14 protein-coding genes are annotated in these 17,133 nt (G+C 47.0%); 2 read left to right on the top strand and 12 right to left on the bottom strand.

The window, feature by feature from the left end; all coding sequences use genetic code 11:
• Nucleotides 1–22: 22 nt before the first annotated feature.
• The 4 genes from NST99_RS12630 to NST99_RS12615 form a co-directional block, all read right to left on the bottom strand.
• Nucleotides 23–793 (bottom strand): PTS mannose/fructose/sorbose transporter subunit IIC, encoded by a 771-nt coding sequence (locus tag NST99_RS12630; RefSeq protein ID WP_341092087.1) that lies wholly within the window; start codon nucleotides 791–793, stop codon nucleotides 23–25.
• A 31-nt stretch (nucleotides 794–824) separates the two neighbouring features.
• Entirely contained in the window at nucleotides 825–1,313 is a 489-nt protein-coding gene (locus NST99_RS12625; protein WP_341092085.1) for a mannose/fructose/sorbose PTS transporter subunit IIB, read from the bottom strand.
• Nucleotides 1,314–1,730, bottom strand: a complete 417-nt coding sequence (locus tag NST99_RS12620; protein WP_341092083.1) for a PTS sugar transporter subunit IIA — start codon at nucleotides 1,728–1,730, stop codon at nucleotides 1,314–1,316.
• A gap of 201 nt (nucleotides 1,731–1,931) precedes the next feature.
• Nucleotides 1,932–4,721, bottom strand: coding sequence for a sigma-54-dependent transcriptional regulator (locus NST99_RS12615; protein WP_341092081.1), 2,790 nt, complete (start codon nucleotides 4,719–4,721; stop codon nucleotides 1,932–1,934).
• A 145-nt stretch (nucleotides 4,722–4,866) separates the two neighbouring features.
• Here NST99_RS12615 and rpoN point away from each other — a divergent pair, with 145 nt between their 5' ends.
• Nucleotides 4,867–6,183 (top strand): RNA polymerase factor sigma-54, encoded by a 1,317-nt coding sequence (gene rpoN / locus NST99_RS12610; protein ID WP_341097633.1) that lies wholly within the window; start codon nucleotides 4,867–4,869, stop codon nucleotides 6,181–6,183.
• Between the two features lie 120 nt (nucleotides 6,184–6,303).
• Here rpoN and NST99_RS12605 read toward each other — a convergent pair whose 3' ends face one another.
• Nucleotides 6,304–6,900: a class I SAM-dependent methyltransferase gene (locus NST99_RS12605; protein WP_341092080.1), complete on the bottom strand. Its 597-nt coding sequence runs from the start codon at nucleotides 6,898–6,900 to the stop codon at nucleotides 6,304–6,306.
• A gap of 933 nt (nucleotides 6,901–7,833) precedes the next feature.
• Between NST99_RS12605 and NST99_RS12600 the strand changes: the two genes are divergently transcribed.
• Complete coding sequence (locus NST99_RS12600; protein ID WP_341092079.1) at nucleotides 7,834–8,376, top strand: LacI family DNA-binding transcriptional regulator; 543 nt, start codon at nucleotides 7,834–7,836, stop codon at nucleotides 8,374–8,376.
• Nucleotides 8,377–8,637: 261 nt separating this feature from the next.
• Here the strand turns inward: NST99_RS12600 and NST99_RS12595 are convergent, their stop codons facing one another.
• The 7 genes from NST99_RS12595 to NST99_RS12565 all read right to left on the bottom strand — a co-directional run bounded on the left by NST99_RS12595 (nucleotide 8,638) and on the right by NST99_RS12565 (nucleotide 17,035).
• Nucleotides 8,638–8,772, bottom strand: a complete 135-nt coding sequence (locus NST99_RS12595; RefSeq protein ID WP_341092077.1) for a hypothetical protein — start codon at nucleotides 8,770–8,772, stop codon at nucleotides 8,638–8,640.
• A gap of 211 nt (nucleotides 8,773–8,983) precedes the next feature.
• Nucleotides 8,984–10,144, bottom strand: coding sequence for a glycoside hydrolase family 172 protein (locus NST99_RS12590; protein WP_341092074.1), 1,161 nt, complete (start codon nucleotides 10,142–10,144; stop codon nucleotides 8,984–8,986).
• Nucleotides 10,145–10,166: 22 nt separating this feature from the next.
• A complete protein-coding gene (locus NST99_RS12585; RefSeq protein WP_341092071.1) occupies nucleotides 10,167–11,000 on the bottom strand; it encodes a carbohydrate ABC transporter permease in 834 nt (277 codons plus the stop codon).
• Nucleotides 10,997–11,932: a carbohydrate ABC transporter permease gene (locus NST99_RS12580; protein WP_341092069.1), complete on the bottom strand. Its 936-nt coding sequence runs from the start codon at nucleotides 11,930–11,932 to the stop codon at nucleotides 10,997–10,999. The genes NST99_RS12585 and NST99_RS12580 overlap by 4 nt, the downstream gene beginning before the upstream one ends.
• Nucleotides 11,933–12,014: 82 nt before the next feature.
• On the bottom strand, nucleotides 12,015–13,451 hold the full coding sequence (locus tag NST99_RS12575; RefSeq protein WP_341092066.1) for an ABC transporter substrate-binding protein: 1,437 nt from the start codon (nucleotides 13,449–13,451) through the stop codon (nucleotides 12,015–12,017).
• Between the two features lie 180 nt (nucleotides 13,452–13,631).
• Nucleotides 13,632–15,419: a cache domain-containing sensor histidine kinase gene (locus NST99_RS12570; protein ID WP_341092064.1), complete on the bottom strand. Its 1,788-nt coding sequence runs from the start codon at nucleotides 15,417–15,419 to the stop codon at nucleotides 13,632–13,634.
• Between the two features lie 8 nt (nucleotides 15,420–15,427).
• Entirely contained in the window at nucleotides 15,428–17,035 is a 1,608-nt protein-coding gene (locus NST99_RS12565) for a response regulator transcription factor (RefSeq protein ID WP_341092062.1), read from the bottom strand.
• Nucleotides 17,036–17,133 lie beyond the last annotated feature (98 nt).

The following is a 17,133-nucleotide window of genomic DNA, read 5'->3' as shown; positions in this document are numbered from 1 at the left end:
CCTTCTTCCATCAAAAATTTACTTATAACTCTTCAATTTCCGCCGTTTTATCGTTCCGCAGATTATATTTCGGACTGAGCTGGATGTATAGCAGAGCCAGCACAGCTCCTACGATCCCGAAGCCAAGCAGATTGATGTTCGTGAATGCGGCAACGACAAATCCCAGGAAGAAGAAGGGCATAAGATATTTGGCCGACATCATATTTATCACCATCGCATAACCTACAACCACAATGAAACCGCCTGCAATTTGCAGCCCTCTTGTAACAACTTCCGGAATTGCATTTAGCAGTTCTGTAACCAGGCCGGTTTCTGCAGCAATTGCTACCAATACGGCAGGTAGAGCAACGCGTAACCCTTGAAGAAGGAGAGCTATAAAGTGACATAATTCTATGCCTTTAAAATTTGCTGACTCGGCATATTTATCCGCCAAGTGTTGAAAGAATACGGTAATCGTTCTTACAAATATCGTTAACACTTGCCCTGCAGCCGCAATCGGAATTGCAACAGCAATCCCGGCACCAATCGACTGATGTCCGACAATAACCAATATAGTCGAAACCACACTCGCCAAAGCAGCATCCGGAGCCATTGACGCCCCCACATTCATCCAGCCCAAAGCCATCAATTCCAGCGTACCGCCAAGAATAATGCCCGTTTTGAGATCACCCAGGACCAAACCAATCAAGGTGCATGCAACCAAAGGCCGATGAGTCTGTCCTTCGTCCAGCACACTTCCCATCCCGCAAATGGCCGCAACCAGCGTTACCATTACGATTTCAAAAACACTCATGCATTAACCCCTCCTTTATATCAATCTACTATCAGAACTGTACTTCCTGAAGTTTGTTCATCAAATTGATTTTCGGATCACTGGCCACTTTTCTAATTTCCAGCTCAATGCCCTTTTCGTGGAGTTTCCTGAATGCGTCCACATCCTGTTTATCTATGGACACAGCTCCGGTAATCTGTTTTTTTCCTTCTTTAAAGCACATACCGCCTACATTCACCGATGTAAATGGTACCCCTCCTTCCACAACCCGCAGCACATCAGTCGGGTTGGTAAACAAAAATAAGGTCTTGAAGTCGTTGTACTTGGGGTTATTGTACGCTTCAATTGCCTTGTCAATCGTGACTACATAAGCTTTGATTCCAGGCGGGGATACTTGCAGCAATAAGGTTTTGCGCAGCGTATCAGCGGCAACCTCATCACTCACAGCGATGATTTTATTACACTTTGTTTCTTTCACCCACACCGTTGCCACCTGACCATGGATCAGACGGTCATCAACCCGAACAAATGAAATTTCCATTTACAAATCCTCCTCTATCTGGATACCTCGGATAACACGATAAGACATCATTGAATCCTGACCCGCACGGATTGCCAGATCACTCAGATTCTCCTCCTCTAATGCTCTGTTCGTGAGCAAATCTACGATCATTGGCAGGTTTACTCCGGTTACAATGTCCATATTTTCATGAACGGACGCTAAGCGGCTGGCCGCATTGTATGGACTACCCCCAAACAGATCAACAAGAAAGATCAGTCCATCCGTCCAATCAATCGTTTCCATTGCCGCTTTATATTTCTCAACAAGTCCACTGACACTTTCACCAGGTTCGAACGTCACACCTACCACATTCTCCAGTTGGCCGAAGACCATCTCCGTTGATCTTAGGATTTCTTCGGAAAATTTCCCGTGTGTGCCTACTATAACTCCTATCATTTGTTTCACCCCCTCAATGTTTCCTTCGCCTATATTATTATGCAAGACTCGTGCCAAACATCTGTATGCTTCAGTCTTCAATTGAAAAAGACCCAAATCCCCTAAGCTACAGGGATTTGGGTCTTAAGTTGCCAGGTGCTTATTTTCATACCCTCCATCATTGATACACTTTTGTGAGCGTTTTATACACTTTCCCAGCTGCTAGGCAATACCAATATATTCTTCGCTCAACATTTCGCAAATATAATACTTTTCGTCCTCAGTCAGTACCAGGTTAATACCACTAACAAATATTTCACAGGAATAGTTCACCGCAACCAGTAAGCGCTGATCAAATAAATTCACATCCCCCCGGTACACTAACCCGTCATGGATGACCATGCGCTCCAAGGCATGAGCCATATGAACGGCTATTTGCACTTGCAGCGCATAATTAAAATTGAATTCCAGTTCTTCTTCGAGCTTTTGAATAAATTTCATCAACATCCCCAAAATTTTGTGGGGATTCAGATACGTCATGAACTCCTTCAGAGTATTCTCACAGATATCTCTAACGACCACACTTTCTTCAGCAGGTACAATTGGGAAATGATTGTTCAATAACAGCTCTCTCAATGCCTGCTCGCCGCTTGCTTCGATCAATTGTTCCAAAGGAATAAACGGGACATGCGGATCACTAGACCGCTTTACTCCAACCACGGCAAGAATCGTATGCTTGGTCCGCAAGTCTTTTACCACTTTATCCAGCTCCCTGACTTTTACCGGTACAACGAGAACCCTCTCCTCCGTCAAATCGTAAACAATCTTCTCTACAAATTCCTTTAGTTTTACCGCAGCGCCTTTGCCGGAAGAACAAACCGTTACGATTACCCTGTTGCTATCCGCCTCCGCCTTCACTATGGCGGTACCGTTGTTATATCCACGAAAATCCTTAAGAGATTGGTAAATCCCCTCTACATCCATGTCGAAAATACTCGCTTTTCGCACTGCCTCTAGTGTGAGCGGGGTAGATACCATATCAATGGTTCTGACCTTGACCCCGACACGTTCCATAATGGTAGCTTCAAGATTGAGCAAGGAGCCCATGTCTACAAGCAGCAATACGCCCCGGCCATTGTCAATGCTCTTTACTTTCTCGACAATAATCTCGAGTACTTCCCTCGGACTTACATCCAGGGGCATATCCACCGCAGAAATATAGGAGCTGCCCAGCAAGTTGTTGACTACATCGACGATGCTGGTTGCAGTGCTGTTTCCATGGGCAGCTACAATTATCCCCACATTTCCCTGATGCTCCTCTTCCACAGATCTCAGTAGAATCGCCACATATGTAATCTCGGCATCGGGAACACTGATCCCGAAATAGGATTCGATCATGTCCTTGATAATCAGCGCCAATCTGTGTTCTTCGTCCTTGTCATCCACCGGCTTATACATTTGTTTCACCACATATTTCTTTTCTCTAATTCGCTTTAAAAAAGAGCTCATATGCAGGCTGAATGCATAAACGAACCTTTTGCTGTAATTCCGCTTCAGTTCTTTTTCCAGCATAGCCTGTACCTCTTCTGAAAAGTCCAGGATCTCCTTGTCTACGATTTTGAGGATCCTGTCTCGCCCTCCCTTAATGTTATAGAACCGGTTATAGAAGCCTTTAATATGGATATTGACATCTGTAGTAATGAATTTATTGATATAGCCATCGTCGAACCCTTCTTCCTTCAACAGCTCAATCTTATCTTCAATAAGCTTATAGAGGTTAAACGGTGGTTCGGAAGCATCTTCCTCATCGTCCCCTTTACTTCCCTCAGGAGTAACGTACAGATGAGAGATGATACCGCTCATTTCGTCCATTTCCTTGCGGTTTCTCCCGATATTAAATAAACCTTCTCTAATGTTGCCCGGCAAGATTTTGAAGTCCAGTTCTATTTCTTCCTGATTCTCATGAATGCTGTTCAAAAATCCTTTGGCGCAAACAAGCTGAATGCTGGATTTTAACTGGCCAATATTCCCGTAGGTTACACTGCCGATGAGTGCTTTAACGACCTCAGCCTCAACCCGGAGCGATTTATTTACCCGATGAGCCTCGTTAGTGAACAAATGCTTCAGAATCATTAACCGCTCTTCCATGGTACGTTCCTGAAAGTTAGGAATATTGATCGTAATGGGTATCCGCCGGATAAAGGTTTTCAGCAAGGAGGAACCGGGATCTTCGGTTGTAGCGCCGATCAGCAATACATTCGCATTCCGCTTGCGCTCTGACTCTCCCAATTTATTGTAGCTGTGCGTATCCATGAAATAAAAAATCATTTCCTGGCCTTCCGGAGGCAAACGGTGTATCTCATCCAAAAACAGGATTCCTCCATCGGCTTTCTCCACCAGCCCCGCCTTTTCCTGGTCAGCTCCGGTGAACGCCCCTTTTACATGACCAAAAATGTGGGAGAGCAGCAGTTGGGGGTTATTATAATAATCAGCGCAGTTAAATACGATAAATGGCGCTTGCTCCGGGAATCGCTTCATGTGCTTCCCATAATTGTACATTAACCTCGCAAACATCGTTTTCCCCACGCCTGTCTGCCCTACAATCAGCGTGTGCAGGCCCTTAGGCGGGTATAGTATGGCCGCTTTTCCCTGCTCAACCTGGTTTCTCATACTGCCCATGAATCCTATCAAAGTGTGAAACGGGTCTACCTGTTCACCAGGCAGCATCAACTCCTTAATACTGTTAACTTCTATTTGTTTTTCTTTAAGCTGAACCCGGAAGGTCTCCTCAATCACCTGCTTGTGCAAAAACTTGACAGGTCTTCCTTTGATTTTAATAATCAAATCAGCGCGTAGAAGACTATTAAGCTCTTTACTCACATTATTTCTAAGCATCTCCTGATGAGCAGCTATTTCCTCAGCAGTAATCCCATCACCTGCAAGCAAAGCCTCTTCCGACAGTTTCTTTGTGCAATCAGCAATATACGCTAATATCTGATCAATCCGTTTCACGTTGTCCCTCCACTCTGAACAGGTTTATAAGAAGCAGATAATAATTCTTTACCTGCACAAGGTTTTGGCAGGAAAATTGCATAATCTTTCCGAATATATATAAATGATACCATTTATTGACTTTAGAAAGGGGTTGAATTACATGATGCGATTCCGATTACAGCAAGAGCAGACAAACAAGCTGGTTATGACTCCCGAATTACGACAAGCCATCATGCTTCTTCAGTACTCCTCTGTTGATTTGATGGCTTATCTTCGTGAACAAGCGAATGAAAATCCGCTCATTGATTTGTCTGAGATCGAGATGTCCATTGAGAGGATAAGCAAGCCAGAAGAATTTTCATTTGGAAAAAGCGCTAACCCGGTAGACCTTCTGGATTTTGTCGCCAGTCCGGCGGATAATTTATTTGAACATCTGGTTGCGCAGCTTGGATGGGTTCGCGGGCTGTCACGGTCGCAACGCAGGGTTGCAAGGTTTCTTATTGGAAATCTAGATGAGAAGGGCTACCTTGAGTTGGATGTAATGACAGCAGCCGGATTACTTGACGTTTCTGTAGATGAGGTTGAGAATATGATTACCCTGGTCCAGCGCTTTGAACCGGCCGGCATCGCCGCTCGTAGTCTAGAAGAATGTCTTTTGCTTCAACTTCGGCATACCGGTAAGAATGATCCTTACTTGACTGCGGTCGTGTATCATCATCTCTCCGACCTCGCTTGTAATCGTATACAAAAAATTTCGAATTCCTTAGGAATAGGCATTCAAGAAGTACAGCAAATCGCCGACCGGATTCGAAAGCTGAATCCTTGTCCAGGAGCAGCGTTTGCTGCTAATGAACACCATTATATATTAGCTGATATTTCAGTTGAGTATATAAACAACAAGTATCTTGTACTGGTTAATGATATCACTGCACCAAAAGTGGAAATCAACCCCTTTTACCAGCGAATGCTGAAAGAGATACCTATGGAAGAAAACAAGCAGTTTTTCCATGAGAAGATGAATACGGCATTATGGCTTATGAATAGTCTTGAACAGCGCAGACTAACCCTTAAGAAAGTTGCTCAGGCCATTGTTGACAGGCAGAACGATTTTTTTGAACTTGGCATTCATTTTCTCAAACCAACCACCCAAAAGGAGATTGCTGAAATAACCGGCTTGCATGAATCGACGGTCAGCCGTGCGGTCAATAACAAGTACATACAGACCCCCCGCGGATTATTCGAACTCAAGCATTTCTTCACCTCCGCCCTGGCATCGGAAGACGGAGATGCCGTTTCATCGATGAGTGCAAAGGCGCACATCAAGCAGATTATCGACAATGAAGATAAGCAGAGCCCAATGTCCGATCAGGAGATCACTGAACTGCTTAAAAAGGAAGGACTGGAGTTGTCACGCAGAACAGTCGCCAAGTACAGGGAAGAACTAAAATATCAAACTTCCCGCAGAAGAAAGAGGTTTTAATTACAAAACACGAATAAAGCCCTTCCGAATTCCTGCCAAATGATGAAAAGACGGAGGCACGAGCCCCCGTCTGATGCATTAGAAGAATGATTGTTTCAAGATTAAATATAGCTGCCCCGCCTATTTTCTGATTTTGCTGATGAAAAACGGATATTCAGGAAAGGCTTCGTATAAATCGTTTTGCATAATTTGATATTTAGTATGACTTGCATATTCTTCCAACATTTCAAAGGGCGTATATTTTAAACCTGCCATAAACATCACATGTCCTCCAGGCTTAATTAAACGAAAGCATGAATCTAAGCATTTCTTGAAGTCCCCGGTTTCATTAATTGCGGACCCAATTAGGGTTACAATATCAAAGGCCTCTTGAGGCAAATCGGAATCGAAAATGCTTTTGCATAAAACCTTCGATGGATTCGGATGCTGTTCCCTCTGCTGTCTATACTCGAATATCCCACAAATACTTTCGTCAATATCAATGCTGGTTAAACTGCCTCTTCCCTTAAGCCAATATCCAAGGTAGTCGTCCCAACCTCCAGTTCCAATCCCAATATTACATACCTGGATTTCATCAAAAACATCAAATTTCTTCTTTACATAATCCCTTGTCGCCAATAGGGTGTGAATGCATGTTGGAGAGGAGTTCCATTCTCCGGCATCCGGACCATTAAGTTCCAAATAATACTGAAGTAATTTATCATCATCTATTTTCATTGATAAATGCTCCCATCATTTAATTATATTTGGTTTCTTCATTTCCGTCCGCATCCAGAGCAGCCGTTCATTGACCTCATCGATCTTTTGATTGTCCATTTCGATCAATTAAGAAAGACGCAAGCCTTCGTACCCATTCAAGATCATTGTTAGCTTTATATCTCATGAAACAGGATTTAAGCCGCCAATTTGGCGACCTCTGATGACACATACATTCTTATCCCCGTACAACAGCATGATGAGGTTAATGATGGTGTTAAACAACTCCACGGCTGCAGAGAACGAATAGTTTGCTATGCCCTTTGCGAAAACTGTAATCTTTAAATGCGATCAGAACACCATACATCGGGAAATATTTAAAGACAATAGTCAATTACGGCTCACGGCAGGACAAGCAGGTAAGCAAATAGTTTGTTTTGATGTACCTGAGTTTTTCTATAAGGCTGCGTGTTCGCTTTCGAGCCTCCGATTCTATATTATCTGTGATTGATGCTGTTTGTTGCAATGTCTCTTCCCCCTTAGTTTTCATTAGTACAACATAAATATGCTTTTTGAAACTATAAAGAAAGTGCTTCCATAAGTCACTGCCAACAACCTAGCAAATTCAATTTAAAATATAACAATTGTATCGTCAAGACTTTTTATAGATATAAAAATAAACATATGTACATATTTAAAACGCTTTATTATTTTATTATGTAAAATTCATTTGTTTTTCTGCTAAAAGAACGAAATAATAGCCTTTTATCACGATATATCCAAAATATAACAAATGGGGAGTTGTTTATTTTTGCGCAAAATGTAAACACGAAAACTCTTTGTATGCAATATAATTAATGTTCATTTGTAACATTTAACTCGACAATTTCATTGAATTATACTACATTTATTTTTGTCAAGCACGCAATACTTCTGCCAAAGGAGCCATTATTTTTGAACAAAGAGAAAATTACAATTCAAGATATAGCCGATTCACTAGGACTTTCCAGAAATACTGTATCCAAAGCATTGAATAATCATCCCTCCTTACCGGGCGATACACACAGCAAAGTGATTCAGAGAGCTACCGAGATGAATTACAAGCACGCTCGAATCGATCTCAATGAATCATTCTGCATACTCGAAGACGACCGATATTTTGCTGACTATAAGTGGCTTAAGGAGCGACTAGCAAGCATGAAAAAACTTCCGTCTGCGTTCGTGTGTGCCAACGATTTCATTGCTATTCATGTCATTCGTATTTTGAAGGACCTAAATATTCGCATACCTGAGGAGGTTATGGTTTGCGGATTCGAAAATGCCCCGGAGTCGCGGATCGTGGAACCCCATTTGACGACCGTCCATATTCATCGATCTGAAATGGGTTTTCTAGCTGCCGAAATGCTTCTTTCAAGAATCGAAAATCCCGATAGACCTCCACAGGTTACATATGTCAAGACAAAACCGATTTTCCGCCAATCGACGGGTCATGTATAGTTGAAAGTATGGTGAAGTGAGACAAATCAGCTTAATGCTGACATCGGAACCCCTGCGCTGATGGCTGATCATCTTGAATAAATGATAGAATCCAGAGGCCACTGAAAAACCAGTTTTTCATGGTAATAACAAGTACATGTATCAAAAAGACGACGGCTTATTCTGAATTCACAGAATAAGCCGTCGTCTTTATCTTGGGATTTATAGATACATAGAAGGGATGAGGATTCATTGCAACAGAAATTACATGAGCCGACTTGGTCACGACTTGGCTTTTCTCAACCGCCTGAACAGCAGCTCGATACGCCGGGAGGTATTGGCTAGACCAATATGCGTGTACTGGTCATCCGGTGAGGCGATCCTGGAGCGCAGCTCCTGCAGCTCGGACCGGGTCATCCCCCTGCCGTTTTCAACTTTTTAAGATTCGATAAATGAAATCAGAATCGAGGAGTAAAGGAACACGGTCACCAACTTCCATAAAAGCGAACATAAAAAACGGTCAACCAGAAGCTACTGGCTAGGTGCCGGTGACGGACAGCTTCTTCTTATACCATCACCGAGCTGGCCCGAATTGAGGACCGTTAATAGAGCTTCGGAGTTAACTGTTTTAGAAAGTCCGGTAGAACTGCTTCGCGCTTTCCTTCTCGGGCAGCGGCAGCCGCAGGCTAACAGGCAGCATCTCCGGGAAAGATTTGTGAGGCTCACGCTGATACCAATAAGCTACCGAGGAATAGTCATTCGACTGGGAGTTCCCATGACCGTGCTCAATACTGAAGCGCAGGGACTCCCGGAAGATAATGGGGTCGACTATATGGAAGCGGTATTGTGTCATTTTGCCGGAGTAGTCATTGAACAGGATGGTATTGCTCTCTCTCCATGCATCCCCGTTGCCGCGAATCGGCGCATACAACGACACTCCATGAAATGGACTGTCATATTTGCCGGACGGGTAGCCCCAGGCCGCACAGAAATAATCCTCCGTACCTGTGCCATGCAGGCGGGGCGGCCACGGCTCACCGTCAATGAAGAACATATCGTCCCCTTCTCCCGGCCAGCTGAAGCCCGGCATCGGATTCAAATGATCAATGCTGAGATTACAGCCGACGTAGTGCCCCTCCCCCACGGCATCCATAATCACATAGTTGTCTTCACCCGTCAGATTGTTAAGCTCATACACTTTCTGGTCGGCATAATTAGCCTTGTCCTGCCCATCATGCTCCAGCTTTAAGGCCGCCAGATCGACCGTCCCCCGGGTAGGATTCTCCCTGCGCCAGGAAGCGTGAAAGTAGAAGCTGTCCTCCGGGATCTGCTTCTCCACATAATCGACATAGAAATAAAGTACCATCTCATCTTCACATTCGTTGATAATCTCGATCCGTGCGCTGCTGCGGAACGGCATTTCAAAAAAACAGTTCATCGCCGCCTTGTCCTCAACAACCCCCTGGGTCGTAATCATATTGAGCGGCATGGAGACATAGTGGCTGGCTACCCCGTGGCCGACCCCGAAGAAATCGCCTACCGGCGATTCCACACTAGGCTCTTCCTCTCCATCCCAGTACATGCGGACCAACACTTTGCGGAACGCATATTTATTTTTAGCGGCTATCGTCATCCAGATATGCTGGATGATGCCCGAGCCTTCAATTTCAGCGATGGCTGCCGTATGGCCGGCTCCGATAACGATGAAATCCCGGTTGCCCCCGGTCTGATCCCAGCTGGACAGTCTGCGGGAGAGCCCTTCCTTGCGCAAATATAATGAACTCAACATCGATTCTCACTCCTTGGATAATTCAGGCTTTGATGCCTGTAAGTGTAATGCCCTCGATAAAGTACCTCTGCCCGATAAAAAAGACGACAATCGCCGGAGCCAGCACCACCGTAGCCGCGGCCATCATCAGATGCCATTCCGCTGCGTACATGCCTTTAAATTGCTGCAGTCCCAGCGCCAGTGTATATTTGGACTCGCTGTTCAGATAAACCAGCGGCCCCAGGAAGTCATTCCAGGAAGCCAGAAAGGTGAACAAGCCTACAACAACCAGCGCGGGCCGCGTCAGGGGGATAATAATGGAGATGAAAATCCGCCAGTGGCTTGCACCGTCCACATAAGCCGCCTCGTCAAGATCGCGGGGAATACTCAGATAAAACTGGCGCAGCAGGAAGATATTGAACGCGCCTCCGCCGAACCAGGCCGGTGCAATCAGCGGAATGAACGAATTGGTTAACCCAAGCTTGCTCCAGCCGATAAAGGTCGGAATCAGCGTAACCGCATAGGGCAGCATCATACTGGATAAGAGCAGGCCGAAAACAAGGTCCCGGCCCCTCCAAGACATGCGGGCAAAGCTGTACGCGCTGATGGAGCAGGTCACAAGGACACCCAGCATCGTAAAAATCACAATAACCGTTGTATTGATAAAGTAACGGCCAAATGGCAGAATGGTCAGCGCTTCGCTGAAATTACCAAACCGGAAGGGATCGGGTATCCATATGGGCGGCAGCTCAAAAATTTGCCCCATATCCATCAGGGAGCTGCGGATGAGCCAGATCAGCGGGAGCAGACTGAAGAGGCCTCCGGCCACAAGCACCAAATATACCAATCCCTTCTCAACCCATGCCCTTGTCCTCATCTGGCTTCATCCCCCTCGTAATACACCCATTTTTTCGATGTCTTGAAGACCATATAGGTCAACAGCATAATGATGATGAACAGCACCCAGGCAATGGCGCTCGCGCTTCCCATCCGTGAGAACTGAAAGGCTTCCCGGTACAGATAGAAGACATAGAATAAGCTGGCATTGTTGGGTCCGCCGCTGGTCATGACATAGGCCTGGGAGAACACCTGAAACCCGTTAATGATACCCATAATCAAGTTGAAAAAGATCGTCGGCGTCATCATGGGAATCGTAATATTCCGCAGCTTATGAAGCTTCGAGCCACCGTCAATTTCAATCGCCTCATAGAGCGAGCGGGGAATATCCTGCAGGCCGGCCAGGAAGATAATCATCGTCCCTCCCGTTGTCCACAGGTTCATCAGTGCCAGTGAGGGGACCACGGATTTCTCTCCAAAAATCCACTGGCTGCCGGGGAGCCCGATAGCACGGAGCAACTCGTTGGCCAGCCCCAAATCGGGATTCAGGAGCCACAGCCAAATGAACGAAATCGCAATAATCGGCACAATGGAAGGCAGGTAGAAGACGGTCCGGAAGATAGCTTTCCCCTTGATGTTCCGATTCAAAAGAATGGCCAGGAGAAAGGAATAGATAATGCCGGTTGGCACGCTAAGCACAACAAAATACAGTGTAACTCCGAGCGACTTGTAGAAATACTGGTCTTCCCCGCTAAACATTCTTGTGTAATTGTCCAGACCGATAAAGGTTGGTGAATTGGACCCCGAATAGTCGGTAAAGCTCATATACAGGCTGTATATCATGGGACCCAGCGTGAAAATCAGCAGTCCAAGAATGGCAGGAAGGGCAAACAGGATGCCGTAAAGCTCATTCCTGTAGGAGCTGCGTTTCGTCTTCGGACGGTTTACGCTCAGGGAAGAGACGGGTTCCATACACATGCTTCCTCTCTTCGGGCTGCCGCCGGCAGCGGCTCTGCCCCGTGAATCCGGCAGAGCCGCCTTTCGGCAAAGCCCGTTATTTCAAATAGGTGCCTTTTACCAGCGGCTTCACTTTGGCTTCCACTTCTTTCATCGCTTGTGCGGCGGTTTTGGTGCCAAGCCACACCTGATCCAGCCCCGCTGTTACCGCAGCGTCGATCTCCACAAAGTTTCTGACATTATTCTCTGCCGAAGGCTCTGCATGCTCGTAGGTGGAACGCATAACGGCATCCTGGAAACCGGCTGGGCGGCCCGGAAGCTCTTCATTTGCCCAGCTGTCGACCAGCTTCGGATCTTCATACCATTGCTTCAGCTGCGGCATCCAGAGTCCCTGATGAAGCTCCAGCACATTCTGCGGGTCCGTCAGGAATTTAGAGAATTCCCAGGCTTCCTTCGGATGCTTGGAGCTCTTGAAGATAATCAGGGAGCCTCCGAGGAAGAAAGTCTTATAGTCCTTCAGAACCGGCAGCACACCTACCCCCCAGTTGATATTGGCTTTGCTCAGATCGAGGTGATTCCAGCTTCCGTCGATGACCATGGCAACCTTTCTGGACTGGAGCGCCGTAGCCGGTGCCGGAATACTGCTGGCTTGAACCGGTGATGGAGCAACATGGTGCACATTGATCAAATCCGCGATTCTTTGGATGGCTTCAGTCGCTTCAGGCTTGGAGAGTCCGAATTCCTTACCGTCCTCTGTCAAATAGTCCCCGCCGTTGGACAGCACCAGCGGCATGTAGGATAACCAGCTGAGGCTGAATTTCACACCGTATTGCTTGATGTTCTTGGGATCAAATCCCGGATCATCTGGATGCTTACCGCTCCGGTCAAGCGTGAGCTTCTTGGCGGTTTCCACGAATTCATCCCATTGCCAGGCTTCTTCCGCTTGGGTTGGCGGCAGCTCTACCCCTGCTTCTTTGAACAGATCGGCATTGTACATCAGAGAAGGAACGACGGAGGCTTGATAAGGTCCCGCACTTTTATCCGTATCCCAATTCCACCAGGCGTACTGGAGATAATCCTCCTTTTTGATACTTGGATCATCCTTCATTAAATCGAAGAAATTATAGATCAGGCCTTCTTCACCCATCTTCAGCTTCCATGCGGCAGAGTAACTCAGATCCGGTGCTTCATTCCCGGCAATCATGGCATTCAGCTTCTGTAAAAAGTCTGTGCCCGGGATATGGATGGAATCAATAGTGACGTTCGGGTTCTTCGCTTCAAAAGCCTTAATGGCATCCTCCACCGCCTTCTTCTCCTGCGGGCTGCCCCAGAACGTGAATTTCAGCTTAACCTTTTCCCCTGTGGTCGAGCCTGTATCTCCAGTAGCGGGATTATTCCCCTCCTGGTTATTTCCTTTGCCTGTATTTGTCGTCGTATCCGCATTGTTTCCACCATTCCCGCAAGCGGTTACAAGTAACGCAATAATCATTAGGAAGAGTAACATCAGCTTGGTTTTGCCGGTATGCTTGCTCATTTGTTTATCCCCCTCGATTCGAATGTAAGCGCTGCAGTCGCCTTATATCCAGTGTATATGGGCCCGCCGCAAAAACCTATGGTATGATTTTTCGTTTCTTGTACGATTTTACGGTCAATCCTAAAAAGATAGCCCCGCAAGCCATTGGCCGGGGGTATGAGCACTTTATAATGTGGACCCTCACTCTGATCCCGGATACGGTATATTCAGCTTCACCCGTGTCCCGAATTCAGGGACCGATTCAATCTCTATGCCGTGTTTACTGCCATACAGCAGCTTTATCCGTTTATCCACATTTTTCAGGCCTATATTGGGACTCTCTTCCCTCAACAGCTGTTCCAGACGCTCCGGCTCGATCCCGCTGCCATTATCCTCTACACAGAACCGGATATCACCGCCCTGCCGCTGTCCGTAAATAGTGATCAGCCCGCCGCTCTCCATATTTCGAAAACCATGAATAATCGCATTCTCCACCAGCGGCTGAAGGAACAGCTTGGGCACGCTCACTTCCAGCAAGTCAGGCTCTATATCGAAATCCACGCGGAACCGGTGCTCGAAGCGGTTGGCCATAATTACAATATAATCCTTGAGCCAGGCGATATCCTCTCTCAGAAGCATCAGGTCTTTCCGGTTGTCTGTAGTGTAATGCAGCATACGGGACAAGCTGATCAACATATTGCTGACCTGCTCCTTTTCTCCATATACAGCCATCCAGTTAATTATATTCAGCGTGTTATATAGAAAATGGGGATTGAGCTGAATATTCAGCGCGAGGATTTCCGTCTCCCGCTCCCGCAGCTTGACCACATAATTCTCATTGATCAGTTCCCTGACCCGCTCATTCATGCTGTTGAACTTCATCAGCACATGGCCCAGCTCGTCCCTGCCCTCCACCTTGATCTGCGCATTGAAATCCCCGCCGCCCACCCGCTTGATAGCCAGCAGCAGCTTGCTGACCGGAGAAGAAATACGCGCGGAAATCACATAGGCGAACACAAGTGAAAGAGCAAGCAGCGGAGAGCCCAGCGCCATAATAAAGAACAGGATGGTATTCGCAATGTCATGGGTCAATGCACCTGGAGGAATCAGCACAACGGATAGCCAGTGGGTCACCGGAGACTGGGCGAAGCAAGCGATCATCCGCCGGCCGCCGACAGTCACATAAGTTGTTCCGCTTCCCTTGCTGCGCAATTCTTTGAGCCAGGCTGCGGATTCCACGGTCCCCAGACGCATTTTATCCTGATGGGAGATAATTGTTCCGTTCTCACTTGCTACAAGGAATACCGATCCTTGAATGGGAATGCTGTCCCTGAATATGTTGGCATACACATCACCCTTGAAATTCATCACCAGAACCGGCTTCTCCGACCCCTTGCTTGCCCGGACAATGATGTCATTCCGGACACAGGAGGGATTGATCTGCCGGACAGCCGAGAAAATATAACGGTAATCGATGTCGGTTCCCGCAAGCTCAGGCAGCGCATGCATCCGGGTATAATCATAGGTCGGCACCCAGGCGATACGCCCTTTCCCTTCGGCTGCGGCCTGATACAGCTCCGAGCTGTAGAAGTGGTCCGGCGGATAAGTATTCTTGACCTTGCTTCCATACACGAATGCTTGCGTGACCAGTTCAGCGGAGTACAGATCGGCAGATTGCGAAAAGTACCGCCCGAGAATCTCCGTCACTTTTTTATTGGTCTCCAGCAGTTGCTGTCCCCCTGCCGGTCCGCGACCGTCAAAAATCTGATACAGCTCGCATTCCACCATCAGCGAGAGGCTGTTATCCTGAATAATTTTCAGACGTTCATTGATGATCTGGTTGTTCTTCAGCACAATTTCACTAACGTTGTCGCGGGCCAGCTTCAGCATAATTTCCTTGCTCGCAAAATAATAACCAAAGCCGAGGATCGCTAAAGGGAGAGTAATTAGCACAATATAGGACAAGACCAGCTTATTCTTCAGCCTCATGGCCCCACCTATAATAAATCTTTCTTCCGGAATTCCTCCGGTGACAGTCCGGTTTCCCGCTTGAATACTCTGGTAAAATAACCGGCATCCCTAAAACCCACACTTAAGGCGATCACTGAGATTTTCCGGTCCCCGTCCTGCAGCTGTTCTTTGGCTTTGTCCATCCGCAGGCGCAGCAAATATTCGGTGAAGGTCATGGAGGTGTGCTGTTTAAAAAAGCTGCTGAAATAAGCGGGGCTGAAAAAAAATTGCCGGGCGACATACTCCAGCGACAGGTCCTCCATATAATGCGCCTCTAGAAATGCTTTGCACAGACTGATTGTCCGTCCGCTTTTGTTATCCTTGCGCTCCTCGATGCTGTCCATAATCCGGTTCAGAACATATACCGCCCGCTTCTCGACTTCGTCCAGACTTTCACAGGCCGGAATTTGAAATTCCATCTCAGAAATGAAGTTGCTAGCTTCCTCCTGACGGAGAAATACTTCACTTCCTTTGACTTCATTTACCAGAGCGTACAGGACACAATCTTTCAGATGGGCTGGGGACGGGCAGTCCCCTTCGAGCAGTCTCCCAATCAGCGCCTTTAGAGCCTGAGCTACTGTGTCCCTGTCCAGCCGTGCCAAGGCTTCAGTCATGCCTGAACCTACAGGAACCATCTTCAAGCTGGGCTTCTCCGGATTGTAAGCGATTTCATCATAGAGGACAAGCTGGCCTGCTCCCGTATAAAAGGTGTACTCCAGCGCTTTCTGCGCCTGCTCAAAAGACTTCGGAGCCCCGCTGTACAGATCCGCCACCCAGTTCCCTGCACCCAAAGTCAAGGTCAGGCCAAATTCGTCCCGGACCTGGCGGATAAATTGCCGAAACTGCTCCATATCCCGCTTCATCAGCCACTCCAGGGAATGGGCCGAGGTCACAATGGACCCGATCACCGGCTCCGCCCCTTCCAGGTTGAAGGAAAGTGAAGGACCCACCGTCAGGTAGATTTCCTTCATCCAGTTTTTCACACTGGTCTTAAGCTCCACAAAATCCTCAAGCGTATAGGTCTCCGCGACCTCCCTGTTCTGAAACTTGGCCAGCATGACGAAACCTCCGCTGATGGAAGGAAAAAGATTGCGGATTTCCTCAAGCTCCTCCTCACTTGAAGAAGAACGCATCCACCGGCTGAGCAAATGCTGCTCATAGACCGGAGCTGCCGAGCTAAGCCGCTGACGGAGAACCGCGCCATCCTGAAGACTCAGCCGTTCTTTCTCCAGCGCCGTATCGAGCTTGTCCAGGATCCCGGAAAGCTCTTGGAAGGCCAGCGGCTTCAGCAGATAATCGAAGGCTCCGAGCTGCAAGGCCTGTCTTGCATATTCAAAATTTCCGTAGACGCTGAGAATAATGATTTTGACCAGCTCTCTGCGGCTCTCCATATGTTCAATCAAAGTCAATCCATCCATATTGGGCATTCGGATATCTGTGAGAATAATATCGATCCGGTTATCTTCGATGATGCGCAGTGCCTCCAAACCATCCTTCACCATGAAAATCCGGTATTCCGGCCTGAGCTGCTTAATCATGTCCGCAATGCCCCGGCGGTGACGCGGTTCATCATCGGCAACAAGCACGTTGTACATCGCTTTCTCTCCTCTCGCAGAACAATCAAATTGTAAGTAAGATAGTAAGTCAGCCTACTGCGTCTGTCAATCTTCGAGTTCTTCCTATTATTTACAAA

The organism is Paenibacillus sp. FSL L8-0470, from assembly GCF_038008625.1.
Lineage (GTDB): Bacteria > Bacillota > Bacilli > Paenibacillales > Paenibacillaceae > Paenibacillus_AQ.
This window is presented reverse-complemented; position numbering and strand designations above follow the sequence as displayed.

Excerpts from the sequence above, each read along its gene's own strand:
- NST99_RS12585 (WP_341092071.1), bottom strand. The coding sequence starts at position 11,000 with ATGAGGACAAGGGCATGGGTTGAGAAGGGATTGGTATATTTGGTGCTT.
- NST99_RS12590 (WP_341092074.1), bottom strand. The coding sequence starts at position 10,144 with ATGTTGAGTTCATTATATTTGCGCAAGGAAGGGCTCTCCCGCAGACTG.
- NST99_RS12580 (WP_341092069.1), bottom strand. The coding sequence starts at position 11,932 with ATGGAACCCGTCTCTTCCCTGAGCGTAAACCGTCCGAAGACGAAACGC.
- NST99_RS12575 (WP_341092066.1), bottom strand. The coding sequence starts at position 13,451 with ATGAGCAAGCATACCGGCAAAACCAAGCTGATGTTACTCTTCCTAATG.
- NST99_RS12595 (WP_341092077.1), bottom strand. The coding sequence starts at position 8,772 with ATGACCCGGTCCGAGCTGCAGGAGCTGCGCTCCAGGATCGCCTCACCG.
- NST99_RS12565 (WP_341092062.1), bottom strand. The coding sequence starts at position 17,035 with ATGTACAACGTGCTTGTTGCCGATGATGAACCGCGTCACCGCCGGGGC.
- NST99_RS12620 (WP_341092083.1), bottom strand. The coding sequence starts at position 1,730 with ATGATAGGAGTTATAGTAGGCACACACGGGAAATTTTCCGAAGAAATC.
- rpoN (WP_341097633.1), top strand. The coding sequence starts at position 4,867 with ATGCGATTCCGATTACAGCAAGAGCAGACAAACAAGCTGGTTATGACT.
- NST99_RS12625 (WP_341092085.1), bottom strand. The coding sequence starts at position 1,313 with ATGGAAATTTCATTTGTTCGGGTTGATGACCGTCTGATCCATGGTCAG.
- NST99_RS12630 (WP_341092087.1), bottom strand. The coding sequence starts at position 793 with ATGAGTGTTTTTGAAATCGTAATGGTAACGCTGGTTGCGGCCATTTGC.
- NST99_RS12605 (WP_341092080.1), bottom strand. The coding sequence starts at position 6,900 with ATGAAAATAGATGATGATAAATTACTTCAGTATTATTTGGAACTTAAT.
- NST99_RS12570 (WP_341092064.1), bottom strand. The coding sequence starts at position 15,419 with ATGAGGCTGAAGAATAAGCTGGTCTTGTCCTATATTGTGCTAATTACT.